Origin of the sequence: Litoreibacter albidus, from assembly GCF_900107015.1 — a bacterium.
In the GTDB taxonomy this organism is placed as follows: domain Bacteria; phylum Pseudomonadota; class Alphaproteobacteria; order Rhodobacterales; family Rhodobacteraceae; genus Litoreibacter; species Litoreibacter albidus.
On sequence record NZ_FNOI01000003.1, the window covers coordinates 380541 to 397210 of the forward strand.

At 59.9% G+C, this 16670-nt stretch carries 21 protein-coding genes; 7 read left to right on the forward strand and 14 right to left on the reverse strand.

Annotated elements, in window-relative coordinates:
- Window positions 1–8: 8 nt before the first annotated feature.
- The 9 genes from BLW66_RS10315 to BLW66_RS10355 form a co-directional block, all read right to left on the reverse strand.
- Window positions 9–389 (reverse strand): VOC family protein, encoded by a 381-nt coding sequence (locus BLW66_RS10315; protein WP_089947097.1) that lies wholly within the window; start codon window positions 387–389, stop codon window positions 9–11.
- Between the two features lie 68 nt (window positions 390–457).
- On the reverse strand, window positions 458–1192 hold the full coding sequence (locus BLW66_RS10320; protein WP_089947055.1) for a helix-turn-helix domain-containing protein: 735 nt from the start codon (window positions 1190–1192) through the stop codon (window positions 458–460).
- Window positions 1193–1208: 16 nt separating this feature from the next.
- On the reverse strand, window positions 1209–1409 hold the full coding sequence (locus BLW66_RS10325; RefSeq protein ID WP_244508618.1) for a hypothetical protein: 201 nt from the start codon (window positions 1407–1409) through the stop codon (window positions 1209–1211).
- Window positions 1410–1442: 33 nt separating this feature from the next.
- Window positions 1443–2087, reverse strand: a complete 645-nt coding sequence (gene scpB / locus BLW66_RS10330) for an SMC-Scp complex subunit ScpB (protein WP_089947056.1) — start codon at window positions 2085–2087, stop codon at window positions 1443–1445.
- Window positions 2088–2882: a segregation and condensation protein A gene (locus BLW66_RS10335; RefSeq protein WP_089947057.1), complete on the reverse strand. Its 795-nt coding sequence runs from the start codon at window positions 2880–2882 to the stop codon at window positions 2088–2090.
- Between the two features lie 3 nt (window positions 2883–2885).
- Window positions 2886–3878, reverse strand: coding sequence for a glycoside hydrolase family 3 N-terminal domain-containing protein (locus tag BLW66_RS10340; RefSeq protein ID WP_089947058.1), 993 nt, complete (start codon window positions 3876–3878; stop codon window positions 2886–2888).
- A 61-nt stretch (window positions 3879–3939) separates the two neighbouring features.
- Window positions 3940–4899, reverse strand: a complete 960-nt coding sequence (locus BLW66_RS10345; protein WP_089947059.1) for an SPOR domain-containing protein — start codon at window positions 4897–4899, stop codon at window positions 3940–3942.
- Window positions 4900–4987: 88 nt separating this feature from the next.
- The gene (gene argS, locus BLW66_RS10350; protein WP_089947060.1) at window positions 4988–6730 is read right to left on the reverse strand and encodes an arginine--tRNA ligase; all 1743 of its coding nucleotides are present in this window, start codon (window positions 6728–6730) and stop codon (window positions 4988–4990) included.
- A 151-nt stretch (window positions 6731–6881) separates the two neighbouring features.
- On the reverse strand, window positions 6882–8054 hold the full coding sequence (locus BLW66_RS10355; protein WP_089947061.1) for a deoxyguanosinetriphosphate triphosphohydrolase: 1173 nt from the start codon (window positions 8052–8054) through the stop codon (window positions 6882–6884).
- Between the two features lie 152 nt (window positions 8055–8206).
- Here BLW66_RS10355 and BLW66_RS10360 point away from each other — a divergent pair, with 152 nt between their 5' ends.
- On the forward strand, window positions 8207–8620 hold the full coding sequence (locus tag BLW66_RS10360) for a SpoIIAA family protein (protein ID WP_089947062.1): 414 nt from the start codon (window positions 8207–8209) through the stop codon (window positions 8618–8620).
- A gap of 74 nt (window positions 8621–8694) precedes the next feature.
- Window positions 8695–9024: a HesB/IscA family protein gene (locus BLW66_RS10365; RefSeq protein WP_089947063.1), complete on the forward strand. Its 330-nt coding sequence runs from the start codon at window positions 8695–8697 to the stop codon at window positions 9022–9024.
- Between the two features lie 80 nt (window positions 9025–9104).
- Here the strand turns inward: BLW66_RS10365 and BLW66_RS17780 are convergent, their stop codons facing one another.
- Together BLW66_RS17780 and BLW66_RS10370 are read right to left on the reverse strand one after the other, a co-directional pair.
- A complete protein-coding gene (locus BLW66_RS17780) occupies window positions 9105–9290 on the reverse strand; it encodes a hypothetical protein (protein ID WP_139254560.1) in 186 nt (61 codons plus the stop codon).
- Between the two features lie 159 nt (window positions 9291–9449).
- On the reverse strand, window positions 9450–9653 hold the full coding sequence (locus BLW66_RS10370) for a hypothetical protein (protein WP_089947064.1): 204 nt from the start codon (window positions 9651–9653) through the stop codon (window positions 9450–9452).
- Between the two features lie 430 nt (window positions 9654–10083).
- On the opposite strand from BLW66_RS10370, the gene xth reads away from it, so the two are divergent.
- The gene (gene xth, locus BLW66_RS10375) at window positions 10084–10866 is read left to right on the forward strand and encodes an exodeoxyribonuclease III (RefSeq protein ID WP_089947065.1); all 783 of its coding nucleotides are present in this window, start codon (window positions 10084–10086) and stop codon (window positions 10864–10866) included.
- Here xth and BLW66_RS10380 read toward each other — a convergent pair.
- Window positions 10863–11426, reverse strand: a complete 564-nt coding sequence (locus BLW66_RS10380; RefSeq protein WP_342027821.1) for a LysE family translocator — start codon at window positions 11424–11426, stop codon at window positions 10863–10865. The genes xth and BLW66_RS10380 overlap by 4 nt on opposite strands.
- Window positions 11427–11527: 101 nt before the next feature.
- On the reverse strand, window positions 11528–11950 hold the full coding sequence (gene dksA, locus BLW66_RS10385; protein WP_089947067.1) for an RNA polymerase-binding protein DksA: 423 nt from the start codon (window positions 11948–11950) through the stop codon (window positions 11528–11530).
- Between the two features lie 219 nt (window positions 11951–12169).
- On the opposite strand from dksA, the gene BLW66_RS10390 reads away from it, so the two are divergent.
- From BLW66_RS10390 to BLW66_RS10405, 4 genes are all read left to right on the forward strand, one after another.
- Window positions 12170–13009, forward strand: coding sequence for an AAA family ATPase (locus BLW66_RS10390; protein WP_089947099.1), 840 nt, complete (start codon window positions 12170–12172; stop codon window positions 13007–13009).
- A 268-nt stretch (window positions 13010–13277) separates the two neighbouring features.
- Window positions 13278–14642, forward strand: a complete 1365-nt coding sequence (locus BLW66_RS10395) for a DUF2927 domain-containing protein (RefSeq protein WP_089947068.1) — start codon at window positions 13278–13280, stop codon at window positions 14640–14642.
- 7 nt (window positions 14643–14649) lie between these two features.
- Window positions 14650–14823: a hypothetical protein gene (locus tag BLW66_RS17925; protein WP_089947069.1), complete on the forward strand. Its 174-nt coding sequence runs from the start codon at window positions 14650–14652 to the stop codon at window positions 14821–14823.
- A complete protein-coding gene (locus BLW66_RS10405; RefSeq protein ID WP_089947070.1) occupies window positions 14823–16013 on the forward strand; it encodes a vWA domain-containing protein in 1191 nt (396 codons plus the stop codon). Before BLW66_RS17925 ends, BLW66_RS10405 begins: the two co-directional genes overlap by 1 nt.
- Window positions 16014–16138: 125 nt before the next feature.
- On the opposite strand, the gene BLW66_RS10410 is transcribed toward BLW66_RS10405, so the two are convergent.
- A complete protein-coding gene (locus BLW66_RS10410; protein ID WP_089947071.1) occupies window positions 16139–16438 on the reverse strand; it encodes a hypothetical protein in 300 nt (99 codons plus the stop codon).
- Window positions 16439–16670 lie beyond the last annotated feature (232 nt).

Genomic DNA, 16670 nt, shown 5'->3' on the forward strand with positions numbered 1-16670 from the left:
CCTACCCCTTACTTCATTGAGTTCATGCCAAACATGTTGCCCTCTGTGTCTTGGCACAGGGTGACGAAGCCAAACTCCCCGATGGAGAACTTCGGGCGAATGACAACGCCGCCTGCATCAGCCACCCGCGCTTGGTTCACGGCCGTATCCTCCACCATGAAATAGACGACCGTGCCGCCAACACCGGGGGAGGCGTATTCCGCCTTCGTCAGTGCCCCACCTGCACCATATACGCTCATGTCGGCGGGGAAGCTCATCATCTGGGATTCTCCAGTCGGGTCCGGCATCTCTTCCAGCTTGTTGCCAAGCACCGCCTCGTAAAACGCGACTGCACGGTTAAGGTCGTTCACGTAGATGTCGAACCATCCTACTGCGTTCATTTTGGTCATGTTCAGCTCCATAATACGTTGGTTATGAAGCCTGTGTAACAACCCGCTATAGCCGCGTATTGTAGATATCAGACATCGAACTTGCGCGAATACCGTCCGGGCGTGTAGCCCGTGGCCTTGCGAAACGAATGGATAAAGTGGGACTGATCGGCATAGGACCACGTGTGACTGCCGTTTAACGTCTGCTGCAGGCGCAAAACCTTCAAGAAGTCATGCGGCGCGAACCCTGTCGTCTGCTTCAACGTCCGCTGCAACTGACGCGTCGACAGATTGGCGACCTCCGCCATATCGCCCACCGTGTGGATGTCGTCCAAATGCTGGAATATCTTCTCTGTCACGGGGTTCGGCGCGACCATTTTATCCGCCACCAGCCTGTCCACGAAGTCGGAGAGCACGGATTGTTGCGCCTCAAACCCCTGCCCCGCCAACGCGCCGTTCAGATCAAGCAGAGGCAGGTCACCGCTGTAGGGCATGTCGATAATGCCCATATGCGCCGCCTCCCCGCACCAGACACCTGGAAGAAAGCGGATGTTCACGAAGTGGAACTCCCGCCCCAAGTTGAACTCCTCCGACGTCGCGCGCAGCTTGGAAACCCCCGCGATCTTGCGGTCCAACTGGTCAAAAACAATGTAGCAGCAGGCATCCGGCAACGCGTGAAAGCGGTAGTCCTCGGGCAACACACCGTCCGTTTTCAGGTCCAGAAAGCGATGCACAATGCCGCGCAAATGCTGCGGCGGCTCCGCCTCGACGAATTGCACCTCGGGGACAGTCTTGTCCTTGCCGTTGCCCTTAGGGTCATACATCGCGGAGGGCGGGACTCTAGAACCGCCCGATCCGTCGGCTCATCCGAACCGCTTGTTTGGCGCGTTTGGATGTCTCCCCCGACTTTTGGCGCTGCTCCGGCGTCAGGTCTTTGCCGCGCTGGCCACGGTTGGCGGCGACGTCGATGCCCTTGTTGATCCCCATGTTGATCAAGCGGCGCATGATCATGCGCATCGCCATATTTATCATCTGGTTCATCTGAGTACTCCTGTGTCGCCCCTTATGTGGGGATCAATCCTCAAAAAGCTCGTTCTGGCCTTCTGGGCTTTCATCGTCATCATCGTCGTCGTCGCGCGTCAGCCCGCCCGGCTGGGGTCGGTTGTCCAGCAATCCGGCAGAGCGCAGCTCCTTCAGGCCCGGCAAATCACGCGCGTTCTCAAGGCCGAAGTGATCAAGGAACTCTTGCGTCACCACAAAGGTCACAGGCCGCCCCGGCGTCATCCTGCGTCGCCCGAACCGGATCCACTCCATCTCGATTAGCTGGTCAATCGTGCCCCGCGACACCGAGACGCCGCGAATTTCCTCAATCTCCGCACGGGTCACTGGCTGGTGATAGGCCACAATCGCCAAGGTTTCGATCGCCGCGCGCGACAGTTTGCGCGTCTCGACGGTCTCCTTTTGCATCAAGAAGCCCAAGTCCCCCGCCGTGCGCATCGCCCAAGCATCCCCGACCCGCACCAAATGCACGCCCCGCCCCTCGTAGCGTTTCTTGAGGTACACAAGCGCCTCTGCGGGGTCCGCGCCGTGGGGCATGCGGTCCGCCAGTTCCTTCACGGTCACAGGTTCGACCGAGGCAAACAGAATTGCCTCCACCATGCGCTCCTGCTCGCCCATGGGGGGGGCCTCAAACAAGGATTCTTCGGGTTGCTCAGACATTTAGCTGTCCTTCTTGCGAATTTGTATGGGGGCGAAAACATCGCCTTGGCGCAGCTCTATCTGCCCCTGTTTTACCATCTCCAGTGACGCGGCAAAGGTCGCCGCCGTGGCGGAGCGCCGCTTCACAGGGTCCACCTCCCAGCCCTCCGGCAGCCACGAATTCAGGTCCGACCAATCGCCCGCATAGCCAATCAAACTGCGCATCCGCGCCAAGGCTTGCTCCATGGTGAACACCTTTTCACGGTCCATCACAAACGGGCGGAAGTCGTCCTTGGTCTTGATCCGCGCGTAGCCTTGCATCAGGTCCAGCAGCGTCGCCGTATAGGTCACCTTGCGCACGCGGGTCACATCTTCGGGCAGGCCCCGCGCAAAGAAGTCGCGGCCCAACTGGTCTCGCGCCATCAGCTTGGCGGAGGCTTCGCGCATCGCGCTCAACCGTTCCAACTGGAACGCCAAATGCGCGGCCAGTTCCTCGCCGCTGGGGCCTTCTTCCGTCGGATCGGGCGGCAGCAACAGGCGGGATTTCAAGAACGCCAACCACGCCGCCATCACCAGATAATCCGCCGCGAGCTCCAAACGCAGCTCCTTGGCGCGCTCGATGAAGATCAGATACTGCTCAGCCAGCTGCAAAATGGACACTTTGCGCAGGTCCACTTTCTGGGTCCGCGACAGCGTCAGCAACAGGTCCAGCGGACCCTCAAACCCGTCAACGTCAACGATCAACGCCTCCGCGGCCAAGCGCGCCTCAACGGTGCCCTCGTCCCAGTTGATCTCGGTCTGCTCGTTCTCGCTCATATGCTACCCTGCGACTAGGGTGCGAAACTCCGCTTCAAGCGCCGAAATGTCAACATCTGTTGGGGTTTTGCGCTGGCTCAGCGCCCGCTTGGCCCGAATATCCATAGCCGGTGTCATGGCGCCGCAAACCTCGGCCACGCCCGCCATCTCCGTCATGTCGCCGTTGCAATGCAGCGCGATATCGCAGCCCGCGTCCAACGACGCCCGCGCCCGCTCCGGCACCGCCCCCGACAGCGCCTCCATCGAAATATCGTCGGTCATGATCAAGTTGTCGAACCCGATATCCTCACGGATCATCGCCATCGCCTTGGGCGATGTTGTGGCGGGCAGATCATCAATGCACGGAAACACGATATGCGCCGTCATGCCCATAGCCATATGCGTCAACCGCTTGAACGGCGCGAAGTCCAGCGCGTCCAACTCCGCACGCGGGACATCGACGGTGGGCAGGTCTTTGTGCCCGTCGACCACCGCACGCCCGTATCCAGGAATATGCTTCAGCACCGGAAGCACGCCACCATCCAGCAGCCCCTGCTCCGTGGCCAAACACATCTGAACGACCGTATCGACATCCGACCCATAGCAGCGGTTGCGCAAAACTGGATGGCTTTCCGGCCAGATCACATCCGCAAGCGGCGCACAGTTCACGTCAATGCCAACCTCGAACAGCTCCGCCGCAATCAGGCGATTGCGCAGGTACATAGCCCGCGCGGCGTTCTCGCCTGCCATGGCCATCTGATCCAACGCCGGTGGATACTCCCGCCATTCCGGCGCGCGCATCCGCTGAACGCGTCCGCCCTCTTGGTCAATCAAAACCGGCGCATCCCAGCCCACGCTGTCGCGCAGCTCAGTGGTCAGCGCCGATAACTGACTGCGATTTTCGATATTTCGGGCAAAAAGGATGAATCCCCACGGATTTGCGCTTGCGAAAAAGCGACGTTCCGCCTCCGACAGCCGCAAACCCTCGCAGCCAAAAATATATGCGCCTGAGGGCATTGCAAACACCTCTTAAACTAGATCGCCCAAATGCAGTTGCACAAAGCGAACATTGGGCCCTTTAACGGGCCAGAACGGGGATACAGGCAGCTTTGCCCGCGACCAGCACCGCGCAAAAGCGCCGCGAGGCGTTCAAATCCGCAAAACCAACCGCCCGCAAACGGTAGAACTTGCGCCCGCCAGAGGTCGCCTCTTGGATGACCCGCGATTTGCCGTCGATATAATCTTCAAACCGTGCCGCGATTTTGTCCCACTCAGAGCGTGCCGTCGCCGCATCGTCAAACGCGCCCAGCTGCACCAAACGTGTGCCAGAGGCGATCTCGCTCGGGTCGATCTCCTCAACCGCGCCGCCGCCCACGGCCATCACCGCCGATGCCACGGCTGCATTCGCTTGCAACGCGGCCAAATCAACCTCCGGCTTGCGCCCCGGCACGGGGGAACGGCTCACGCCCGGCAGGCTCGGATCAAGGATCGGCCGCGCGAGGTTCATCGCCACTTGCTCACCCGCCGGTGTGCGGTTTTCCAACGGGGTCGCGCCTGCGGCCAAGCGGTCCGCCAGCGCTTGCGCGCTTTCTTCGGCGTCCGCGCCGCTGGAGGCGGCATTCAAAGACACCATCGTGCCCACGGCCTCCTCAACCACGCCCTCGGCGTCGACCTCGATCTCGCTTGGCGGGGCCATAATGGCGTCGTCTTGGGTCAAATCGATCGGTTCGGGTGCCAGAATAACCTGCCCCGTCGGCCCCTCGGCCTCACCCTCTGATTGTACGGAATTCACAGCCAAACCAGTGTGTTGCGCCAATTGACCACCGGGGTCGGCAGGTTGCACACGGGCAGGCCCTTCCAGCGCGCGGATCACGGGCACGTCTGTGACGTCGCGCACGGTCAACTGGTAGCCCCAAACGGCCAGACCAAGCACCAACACCACAGAGCTGCCAGCCCCCACAAGGTTCATCATGCGCGAAAGTGTGCCCTGCTGCGGGGCCACAGGCGCGTCAAACGCGCCAAATTCCAGATCTGCCATAGTCGCCTCTCCGCCCCCGAATTTAGTATCGGGTGGTCTGTCTTCTAGCCTGCTCTTAGCTCCCAAACCTGGCGCGGATCATTGCACGTCAGCGCATCTCTTCGGCGGGAGCTACCCCTAGAATACCAAGACCTGCGGAAATAACAATCGCCGTGGCACGCGCGAGCGCAATTTTTGGTAAACTCGCCGCAGCACTGTCCTGCAAGAAGCGCAATTCGACAACGTCATTGCCCCTGTTCCACAACGCGTGCAGCTCTCCGGCCAGCTCATAAAGGTAGAAGGCAATGCGGTGCGGCTCGTTCGTGCGACCCGCAATTTCCACCAAACGCGGCCATTCCGCCAGCTTTGACGCCAGTTTCAGCTCCGCCTCATGGGTGTTGCCCGACAGATCCACCTTGGCCAGCGCCGCGTCGGAGATATCCCACCCCTCGGCCTCGGCCTTCCGCAGAACAGAACACACCCGCGCATGGGCGTATTGCACATAGAACACAGGGTTGTCCTTGGATTGCTCCAGAACTTTGGCAAAGTCGAAGTCCAGCGGCGCATCCTGCTTGCGGGTCAGCATCACAAAGCGCGTCACATCCGCGCCCACCAGATCAACCACATCGCGCAAGGTCACAAAGGTGCCCGCGCGTTTCGACATCTTGAACGGCTCGCCGTTTTTGAACAGCCGCACCAGCTGCGTCAGCTTGATATCCAGCGGCACACGCCCGTCAGACATCGCCGACACGGCCGCCTTCATCCGTTTCACATAGCCGCCGTGGTCCGCGCCAAGCACGTCAATCAGCTCGTCAAAACCACGGTTCACCTTGTCGTAGTGATAGGCAATATCCGGCGCGAAATAGGTCCAAGCCCCGTCCGACTTCTGGATCGGCCGGTCCACATCATCGCCATGCGCGGTGGAGCGGAACAACGTCTGCTCGCGCGGCTCCCAGTCTTCAGGCAGCTTGCCCTTAGGCGGCTCCAAGGTGCCGCGATAGATCAGGTCTTTCGCCTTCAACTCGGCAATCGCCGCCTCGATCTGGCCCGTCCCATAGAGTGACTTCTCGGAGTAAAACACGTCCATCTCAACGCCCAAGGACGCCAGATCGGCACGGATCAAATCCATCATCGCATCGGTGGAGAACGCGCGCACCTCTTGCAGCCACACGTCTTCGCCCTTGCCCACATAGGCGTCGCCCACTTTGGCTTTCAGTGCCTCGCCGACTTCAACCAGATAGTCGCCCGGATAGGTGCCGTCCTCAAACGCCACTTCTTGGCCGTGCGCTTCCAAATAGCGCAAATAGACAGAGCGCGCCAAAACGTCGACCTGTGCGCCGCCATCATTGATGTAGTATTCGCGCGTCACCGCATAGCCCGCGTAGTCCAGCAAGGACGCCAAGGCGTCGCCAAACACCGCCCCGCGCGTGTGCCCCACATGCAAAGGCCCCGTCGGGTTGGCAGAGACATACTCCACATTCACCTTGCGTCCCGCCCCCATCGTAGAGCGCCCGAACGCCGTGCCCTTCTCCAACGCCGCCAAAACGACACCCGCCCAGACATCCGTCTCCAGACGCAGGTTCAAAAACCCCGGCCCCGCCACGTCAACCAAGGCAACACGCCCGTCCGCCGTCAGTTTCACGGCCAGCGCGTCGGCAATGTCGCGCGGTTTCATCTTGGCAGGCTTCGCCAACACCATCGCGGCGTTGGTCGCCATGTCGCCGTGGGCCGCGTCACGCGGCGGCTCGACCGACACATTGGAAAAATCCAAGCCTTCCGGCAGAATGCCCTCAGCCACCAAGGCTTCAAGCGATGCAATCACAACGGTCCGGATATCAGAAAACAGGTTCATCAGCTTACCTCATTAGTCTCGCGCGGTTTACCACGCCCAGATGCGTGGTCCACCCCCATCATTGCTTCAAAAATACCTCGGGGGTTTGGGGGCAGCGCCCCCATCTCTCTAAATCAGCGCGCGCAGCGCACCTTATGATCAGTCTCGTTGATCAGTCTCGCGCCACCACATAGCTGTCCGCCGCGATCCCGCCAATCAGCCGCTCGTGCTCTTGCAGGGCAAAGCGGTCGGTCATGCCCGCGATGTAATCGGCCACAATCCGCGCCAGTGCGGTCTCGCCCTCTGCATCCTCGACATCCTTGCGCCACTGCTTGGGCAACAAATCGGTCTGCGCCATGAACAGCGGGAACAACTCATCGACCACCTGCGTCACCTGCACCCGCATCTCCACCACGGCGGGGGCGCGGTACATGCGGGTGAACAAGAACGCGCGGATCACTTTCAGCTGCTCCCACACCTCGGGCGAGAATTGCACCATCGGTCGCCCCGCGCCGCGGATATCCGCAACGCTCAAAGGCGCCAGATCCGCCAGCCGCGCTTTCGCGACCGCGATCACATCCTCCACCAGCACGCCAAAGAACCGGCGCAGCGCCTCATGGCGGCGGCGGTAATAGTTCAGGCCCGGATAAAGTTCGTCCACCCGTGCAAAGCACGGGCCAACCAGCGGCAGCTCCGCCAACTCGTCGGTAGAAAACAACTCCGCCCGCAGCCCGTCGTGCAGATCGTGGTTGTTGTAGGCAATGTCATCCGCCAGTGCCGCCACCTGCGCTTCGGCGCTGGCATAAGTGTCCAACTCCAGATCGTGGCGGCGCGAGTATTCGGTAAGCGCAAAAGGCAAACGGCCCGTCACCGGCCCGTTGTGTTTGGCAATGCCTTCCAACGTCTCCCACGTCAGGTTCAGCCCGTCCCACTCCGCGTAATGGCGCTCCAGCGAGGTCACGATTTTTAGCGCCTGCGCGTTATGGTCGAACCCGCCGTAGGGCTCCATCAAGGCGTCCAACGCCTCCTCGCCCGTGTGCCCGAACGGCGTGTGCCCCAGATCATGCGCCAAGGCCACGGCCTCGGTCAGCTCCTCGTTCAGCCCCAGAACCCCCGCAATCGTGCGCGCCACCTGCGCCACCTCTATCGAATGGGTCAGACGTGTGCGGAAATAGTCGCCCTCATGCTCGATGAAAACTTGCGTCTTATGCTTGAGCCGCCGGAAGGCGCTGGCATGAATGATCCGGTCGCGGTCGCGCTGAAAGCAGGACCGAAAGGTGCTTTCGTCCTCAGGGTGGAGCCGTCCACGGCTTTGGGTCGGGTGGCAGGCATAGGGGGCCAACATCACGGGGTGTCCTCGTTCTTCTTTTCCCGACCGTCCTACACCACCACGCCCCCCGTGACGAGACCGCGCACCCTGTTGCGAAATTCCGCTTTTGCGCCCATAATTATACCGCGAGCAGGATCACTCTTTCCTTGTCTGAAAGGACTAAGACCATGTTCACAGTTACTCCGGTCAGCCCCGACCTCGTGCAAATCGAAATCGGTGGCAAAATCACCGCGGAGGAGATGTCCTCCGGCCTCGACGCCTTGCTCCCCTTGACCAAATCCATGACCGACGGGCGCATGCTCGCGCTCTACCATGACATCGAATTCCCCGAAGCTGGGGCCATTCTGGAGGAGATGAAGCGCCTCCCGCAGCTGTTCAGCGTCATCGGCAAGGTCAAGAAAGTCGCCATCGTGTCCAACCAAAAATGGATCCGCGACATGGCCGAACTGGAGGGCAAAGTCTTGCCCGGCACGTCGATCCGCAGCTTTGAATTCAAGGATCGCGCCCACGCGGACGCCTATCTTGGCACGGTGGACAGCGACGCCGATGATGATGACGACGCGGAGAATTTTCCCGTCTAACCCCTCAACGCCTTGAGATCGCCCTTGGGCCGCATTACGTTCTGACCAAACGCGCACTCATAAGGATGCGAGCGATGGAACTCACCCTACCCCCAAAAGTCACGGACCGCGCCTTCGAGCGTCTGGCCGAGATCGGTGCCTCTCAACAAGGCCAAGCCCTGCGGGTCGCCGTGGACGGCGGCGGCTGCTCGGGGTTTCAATATGACATCAAGCTGGACGCCCCAGCGGACGACGATCTGGTGCTGACAAAAGACGGCGAAACCGTGGTGGTCGACGCGGTGTCCCTGCCGTTCTTGGCCAACGCGGTGATTGATTTCTCCGAGGAGTTGATCGGCGCGCGCTTCGTCATTGAGAACCCGAACGCCACCTCCTCTTGCGGCTGCGGCACGTCCTTCTCCATGTAGGCGGCCCCACTTAATATGGCAGGCACAAAAAAGGGCGTCGCTTCACAGCACGCCCTTTTGCACATCTATGACCCGAATTATCACATCTCGCGTTTGTATTCTTCCAGCGCGGCCTCCCACGCGGGTGAATTGTCCAGAATTTCTGGCTCGAACGGAATGAAATAGAGCCCTTGAATCGCGCCACGCGAAGCTTGGACATCCTCGGATTCGGGGACGCCACAGGCTGTAAGCGCCAACATGGCGCCCAGTACCAGTACTACTCTCATTGTCTGCCTCATGCAGTGTATTGTTTTTATTTTGTTGTTCTTTGTTTGTAGAAAAAGAACACGGAAATGGGGCGCAAATATGTCATTGCACCCCGAATCAGCTCAGCGGCTGTGTCCTTTGAGTCACAAACAGCGACCTCAAGGCTATGTCGCGCGCCCCTACCGAAGGCTGGTGCGCAGCAGTGATCTCTCTAACGACGCCCGCGTCACGATAGCCTCTGACGGGACAATCACCTTCGTGATGGTCACGATCTGCGAGCCATCCGCACGCGTTACCGTTTCTACATAGGTCACGGTTTTGGCGCTGGCAGCGCTGCACAGCGCCACGGTGGCGGCTGCAACAAGGGGTATCAGGCGGGTCATAGCGAATACCTTTCAATCGGTTACCCGACCGAATGCCCCGCAATCGGGGCACGATTACGGCGGTGAAAGGGTCATTTCAGGGGGCATCCGCGCAAGTCGCCATAAATACCACATAAGAAAAACGGCCACGCTGGTGCACCCTAGCGTGGCCGTTTAGAAGAGTGCCCGCACCGAAAGTGTCAGGCGACCTTGCCTTGCGCGGCTTCACGCGCGGCACCCCTATTGCGCACTCGCCGTGCGTCACACTCGTCTACACCTGGGCGACCGCCATTGACGCGGGGAAAACGCGCCCGATCACGGCAAGTTTAACGCCTGCACCCTTCCTTGCGCCAAATTTATGCACTTGGCCCCCCGCATAGCCCCTCCGCCCTTGCCCCTGCCCTCGCCATGCCCGATACCTTGCAGGCACAGATAACAGGGGGCCCCGTCCATGAAGATTGCCACATTCAACATCAACGGGATCAAGGCACGCATCAACGCGCTGACCGACTGGCTGAACGAGACTCAGCCGGATGTCGCCCTGCTGCAAGAAATCAAATCCGTAGACGAAGGCTTCCCCCGCGAACATTTTGAAGACATGGGCTACAACGTCGAAACCCACGGCATGAAAAGCTTCAACGGGGTTGCTATCCTCTCCAAGCTGCCGCTGGAGGACGTCACGCGCGGCCTTCCGGGCGATGACACCGACGAACAGGCCCGCTGGATCGAGGCCACCGTGGTCGGTGATCAGCACGCCATTCGCCTCTGCGGGCTCTACCTGCCCAACGGCAACCCGCGCCCCGGTCCGAAATACGACTACAAACTGGCTTGGATGGAGCGCATGTACGCCCGCGCCCAACAGCTTATGGCCGACGAGATGCCCGCGATGATGGCAGGTGACTACAACATCATCCCGCAAGCCATCGACGCCGCCCGCCCCGAGGCATGGCGCGACGACGCGCTGTTCCACCCCGACAGCCGCGCCGCCTACCGCCGCATCCTGAACCTCGGCTTCACCGAAGCGTTCCGCACCCGCAACGCCGCCCCCGAACAATATAGCTTCTGGGATTACCAAGCAGGCGCGTGGAACAAGAACGACGGCATCCGCATCGACCACTTCCTGCTGACCCCGCAGGCCGCCGATTTGCTGAAGGACTGCCAGATCGACAAGGAGTTCCGCGCCCGCGAAAAGCCGTCGGACCACGTGCCGGTCTGGGTGGAACTCGCCGCCTAGAAGGCGCTCCACACCGCCAAGCTGACCACAACCAGCATCGCAACCGCCATGCCCACGTTAATCACGCGCTGCACGTGCGGAGGCAGCGCCATGCGCTTGATCGCACTCCCGACCCACAGCCACAAAAAGTGGATGACCAGCCATATAACGTTGATGATCGCAAACTTCACTGCGATTTCCAGCCCGTAGGCCTCGGGAAAAATCGGAAAGCCGGTGAACAGCGTCGTGTTCACCACATAGGCCTTTGGATTAACCGCCTGCAACAACAGCCCGTCACGGATACCCGGTTGGCGCGACGCCGGCGAAAACGCGATACTGGTGCCCGCCAACGCGATCCGCGCCGCAAGGTACAACAGATAGCCCGTCGATAGCGCCAATAGCACAAACCGGATCACTGGGTCCGCCAAGATCAGCGCGCCCAACCCCGTCACCACCGCCAAAGCGACAAGGTTGGTGCCGAAAAACAGCCCCGCCAGATAACGCCACCCCGCCCGAAACCCGAACGCGGCCCCGACGCCCGCCAAGGACAAAACGCCCGGACCTGGGGTGATAATCAGCAAAAATATCGCTAGCGCAAAATTCAGCATGGGACCTCACAATGAAAAACCGCCAGCGCATCACTGCGCTGGCGGTTTCATAGTGAACAATTGTTCAAATTTTGTCAGGTGTCGCGGTGCACTTTTTCGCGGCGCTCGTGACGCTCTTGCGCCTCAAGGCTCATCGTGGCCACTGGACGCGCATCCAGACGTTTCAGCGAAATAGGCTCGCCCGTCACGCTGCAATACCCGTATTCCCCCTCGTCAATACGGCGCAGCGCCGCGTCAATCTTGGAGATCAGCTTGCGTTCGCGGTCGCGCGTGCGCAACTCCAAGGCCATATCGGTTTCTTCTGACGCACGGTCGGCAATGTCCGGAATATTGCGGGTTCCGTCCTTCATGCCTTCGATGGTTTGGGCGGTCTCATCCATAATGGAGGACTTCCAATCCAGCAATTTGCGGCGAAAATACTCGGTCTGACGCTCGTTCATGAACGGCTCGTCTTCAGCTGGGCGATAATCGTCCGGTAGAAATGCTTCAGCTTTCATACCATTTCCCTCACTCTTGTGCGTGGGCGGCGATCAAGTTGCGACTCAAAAACCAACCACGCGTCAACTTCCCTGCGTCCTCGTAACCGAAGGCTCTCCCCTTGTCACGCACATAAGGCTGGTTAAAAGGGCATTATCGAGATCGAACATTGGTTAATGAACTCCACGCCACAGAGGCCTGTTTTGCATATGGATTCCACGAACACCCCACCCCGCCCGTTGAAGTTCACCGGAACGGACAGCTATGTGGCGACCGACGATTTGACTGTTGCGGTGAACGCCGCCGTCACGCTGGAGCGCCCCTTGCTGGTCAAAGGCGAGCCGGGCACAGGCAAGACAGAGCTGGCGCGACAAGTCTCGTCCGCGCTTGGGTTGGAGATGATCGAATGGCACATCAAATCGACCACCAAAGCGCAGCAAGGCCTCTACGAATACGACGCCGTCTCGCGCCTGCGCGACAGCCAGTTGGGTGACAAGAAAGTCCACGACGTTGCCAATTACATCAAGCGCGGCAAACTCTGGCAAGCCTTTGAGCGGCCAGAGAAATGTGTCCTGCTGATTGATGAGATCGACAAGGCCGACATCGAATTCCCGAACGATCTTCTGCAAGAGCTCGACCGGATGGAATTCCACGTCTACGAGACGGGCCAAACCGTAAAGGCGCACCAGCGCCCCATCGTCATCATCACCTCCAACAACGAGAAGGAACTGCCCGACGCCTTCCTGCGCCGCTGCTTCTTTCACTACATCCGCTTCCCCGACATCGACACCATGCGCGCCATTGTCGAGGTCCACTTCCCCGGTCTCAAACCGGAGCTGCTGACCGCTGCGTTGACCCAATTCTTCGAGATTCGCGAAACCAGCGGGTTGAAGAAAAAGCCCTCCACCTCCGAGGTGCTTGATTGGTTAAAATTACTGCTGGCAGAAGACCTAACTGCACAAGATTTGAAACAAAACGGTGCGAACGCCCTGCCCCGCCTGCACGGAGCCTTGCTAAAGAACGAACAAGACGTACACTTGTTTGAGCGGCTGGCCTTTCTTGCGCGGGGTCAGCGGTAAACTGGGGGAAAACGGAAACAATAGCCTGCAAAATGCCCAATTCATCACCAATTCGCGCCGTAATAAACCGGTTAACAGGGTCGTAATCGAGCAATAGGCGGGATTAATCCGTGAAAAAAACAAGAGCACCCGCGTTTCAGGGTTCTGATATTGGCCAGAAAACCGGCCCAACACGTGTCATTTCACACGATTGTGTCCACGCGGCCACGCTAACCGCTGTTTACATAAATTTAGCACCAGTTTGCGAAAACGCGGGTATAACGCTGTGATGCGTCGCTTTGTTTTTCCGATTCTGTGCCTCATGGCTGCCTGTGTCCCCTCGACTGAAAATGAGGTGCCTGGCCGCAATGCACCCACAGCGATGGCCTTGCCGCCGATGAAAACATTCACCACCCAGCGTGGCGGGGGCGTAAATCGACCGAACTCCCAAATCGCGCAGGACTTTCTGGATCTGACCTTCCAGATGGAAAGTGGCCGCCAACTGCCGTGGCTCACCCGATTTGAAGGCCCGATCAAAGTGGCCGTCACAGGTCAGGCCCCCGCCTCTTTGGAAGGCGATTTGGCCCGCCTGCTCGCCAGATTGCGCAGCGAAGCCGGCATCGACATATCCCGCGCCAGATCCGGCGAAACCGCGCAGATCATCGTCGAAGCGATCCCGCGCAAGACCCTGCAAAAAGCCGTGCCACAAGCCGCGTGCTTTGTGGTGCCCAACGTCTCCGGCTGGTCCGAGTTCAAGCGCAACCGTGGCAACGGCAAAACCGACTGGACGCGCCTGTCCAACCGTACCAAAGCCACTGTCATCATCCCGAACGATGTGTCCCCGCAAGAGGTCCGTGATTGCCTGCACGAGGAAATTTCCCAAGCGCTCGGCCCACTTAACGACCTTTACCGCCTGCCGGACAGCATCTTCAACGATGATAACTTCCACACAATTCTGACCGGCTTCGACATGCTGATCCTGCGTGCCTACTATTCGCCGCAGCTCAAGAATGGCATGACCCGCGGGCAAGCCGCCCGCGCCCTGCCCGGCCTGCTCAGCCGTCTGAATCCACGCGGCAACCGCACCACCAACGTCGGCGCAAACCGTACGCCAAAGCAGTGGAACGACGCGATCACCTCAGCCCTTGCGATCCGCACCTCGCAGTCGCAACGCGCATCGCAAGCTGCCAAAGCGGTACAAATCGCCCAGTCGCAAGGCTGGAAGGACAACCGCCTCGCGTTCTCCCTGTTCGTGCAAGGCCGCGTGTCGCTTGCCAGCAAGCCCGAAACCGCTATTTCCGCCTTCGTGCAATCCGGCAATATCTACCGCCAACTCTACGGCGCATCCGTGCATTCGGCCCATGTGAACACCCAAATGGCCGCCTTCGCGCTGTCATCGGGCAAGCTCGACGTGGCGATCCGCCTGACCGACGAAAGCATCCCCGCCGCGCGCAACTCGTCTAACGCCGCCCTCCTCGCCACCTTGATGATGATCAAGGCCGAGGCGCTGCAAGCCGCAGGGCGCGGCGAAGAAGCGCGGCGCGTTCGCCTCGACAGTCTGGGTTGGGGCCGTTATGGCTTCGGCTCGGAACGCAATGTGCGGGCGCGGCTGAATGAGATCAAAGCATTGGCCCCCCGCCGGGTACGGAGCTAGGCATCAAATGGCCCCTCTTATTGGTATGGTCTTCGGCGCGCTCTTGGGCGCGATCGTGGCAAAACGCAAAGGCGGCAACCGCCTTGATATGGCGCAATATGGCGGCGGCTTCGCCATCATCTTCGGTCTGATCGGGCTGTTCATCGCCATATATCTGGCCCGCGCTGCCGTCGCGGCCTAATGTTTCTTCCCTTCTTCGACAATCTGCGGGCGGCCAAAATCCCTGTCAGCTTGCGCGAATATCTGGCCTTCCTTGAGGGGATGCAGGCCGGCCTTGTCACCTATGACATCGACGGGTTTTACTACCTCGCCCGCACCGTCATGGTGAAAGACGAACGCCACCTCGACCGCTTTGATCGCGCATTTGCACATACATTCCAAGGCCTTGACCAGATCACTGCGGACGACGTGGTGGCCGCAATGGACCTGCCCGAAGACTGGCTGCGCAAAATGGCGGAAAAACATCTGAGCGAGGAAGAACGCGCCGAGATCGACGCGCTCGGTGGATTCGACAAGCTGATGGAGACCCTCAAAAAGCGCCTTGAGGAGCAAAAAGGCCGCCACCAAGGCGGCAACAAATGGATCGGCACCGCTGGCACCTCCCCATTCGGCGCCTACGGCTACAACCCCGAAGGCATCCGCATCGGCCAAGACGGCTCCCGCCACCAGCGCGCGGTCAAAGTCTGGGACAAGCGCGAGTTTCGCAACCTCGACGACAGCATCGAGCTTGGCACCCGCAACATCAAAGTCGCCCTGAAACGCCTGCGCAAATGGGCCCGCGACGGTGCCGCGGAGGAGTTGGACCTGAACGGCACCATCCAAGCCACGGCGGAGCACGGCTACCTCGACGTGAAAACCCGCCCCGAGCGGCGCAACGCCGTCAAAGTCCTGTTGTTTTTGGATATCGGCGGTTCCATGGACCCGCACATCAAGGTCGTGGAGGAGCTGTTCAGTGCCGCACGGACCGAGTTCAAGCACATGGAGCATTTCTACTTCCACAACTGCCTCTACGAGGGCGTTTGGAAGGACAATTCCCGCCGATGGAACGAACAAATTCCGACCCAAGAAATCCTGCGTACCTATGGCTCCGACTATAAATGCATCTTCGTCGGGGATGCCTCCATGTCGCCCTATGAAATCGCCTATCCGGGCGGCGCAAATGAGCACATGAACGCGGAAGCCGGACAAGTCTGGCTGGAACGCGCCCGCAACCAATGGCCAAGCCACCTATGGATCAACCCGCTAGAGCAACGCTTCTGGCGCTACACCCAGTCGATCACCATGATTCAGCAAATCTTTGGCGCGGACCGCATGGTGCCGATGACCCTGCAAGGTATTGAGGCTGGCATGAAAGCCCTTACCCGCGGCTAGCCGACGTTCAAACGTGGTGCGGCATCGGTGCGTTTGCCCCCAAAACTGCCCTCCCACCGCATAAAAAAAGCCCCCCGCATCACATGCGAGGGGCCTTTTCGGGTCAGGAGACGACCTAGGAGAACTTAGTAGTTAACGCGCTCGGCTGCGGACTCGTTACCCAGTGCGAAGAACGACAGCAGGTCGGTGTTTGCGCGGGTTGCTTGGCCTGCGGTCACGGACACGTTGCGCTCTGCGGCGGCTTCGTTGGCTTGTGCGCCGGCCAATTGTGCGGCGTAAACGTCACCGGTGGAGGTGTTCGGGATCACGCGCTCAGCGGCGGAGTTGTTGTCTGCTGCGAAGAATGCGGCGGCGTCTGTCACCTGTGCTGCGAAAGCAGGAGCAGTTGCGGACAGGGCGATAATTGTTGCGATTACAGTTTTCATTTTCAGTACTCTCTTTTGTTTGTTTTCAGGCTGTTGCCTAATGTGTGTGTCGGCGTGTTGCCGTTTGATGAGACTAATATGGGGCATGGAACCCCGCGCCTCAACGCCCAGACATCGCAAAAACGCCCCACTTCTGCGCATTGATGCACAGCAAAACATCCCCTCTCGCGCACGCGATCACGCCGCCGTGAGAACCGGATCACGGACCGTGAGACCGGTGAAATACGCCCCC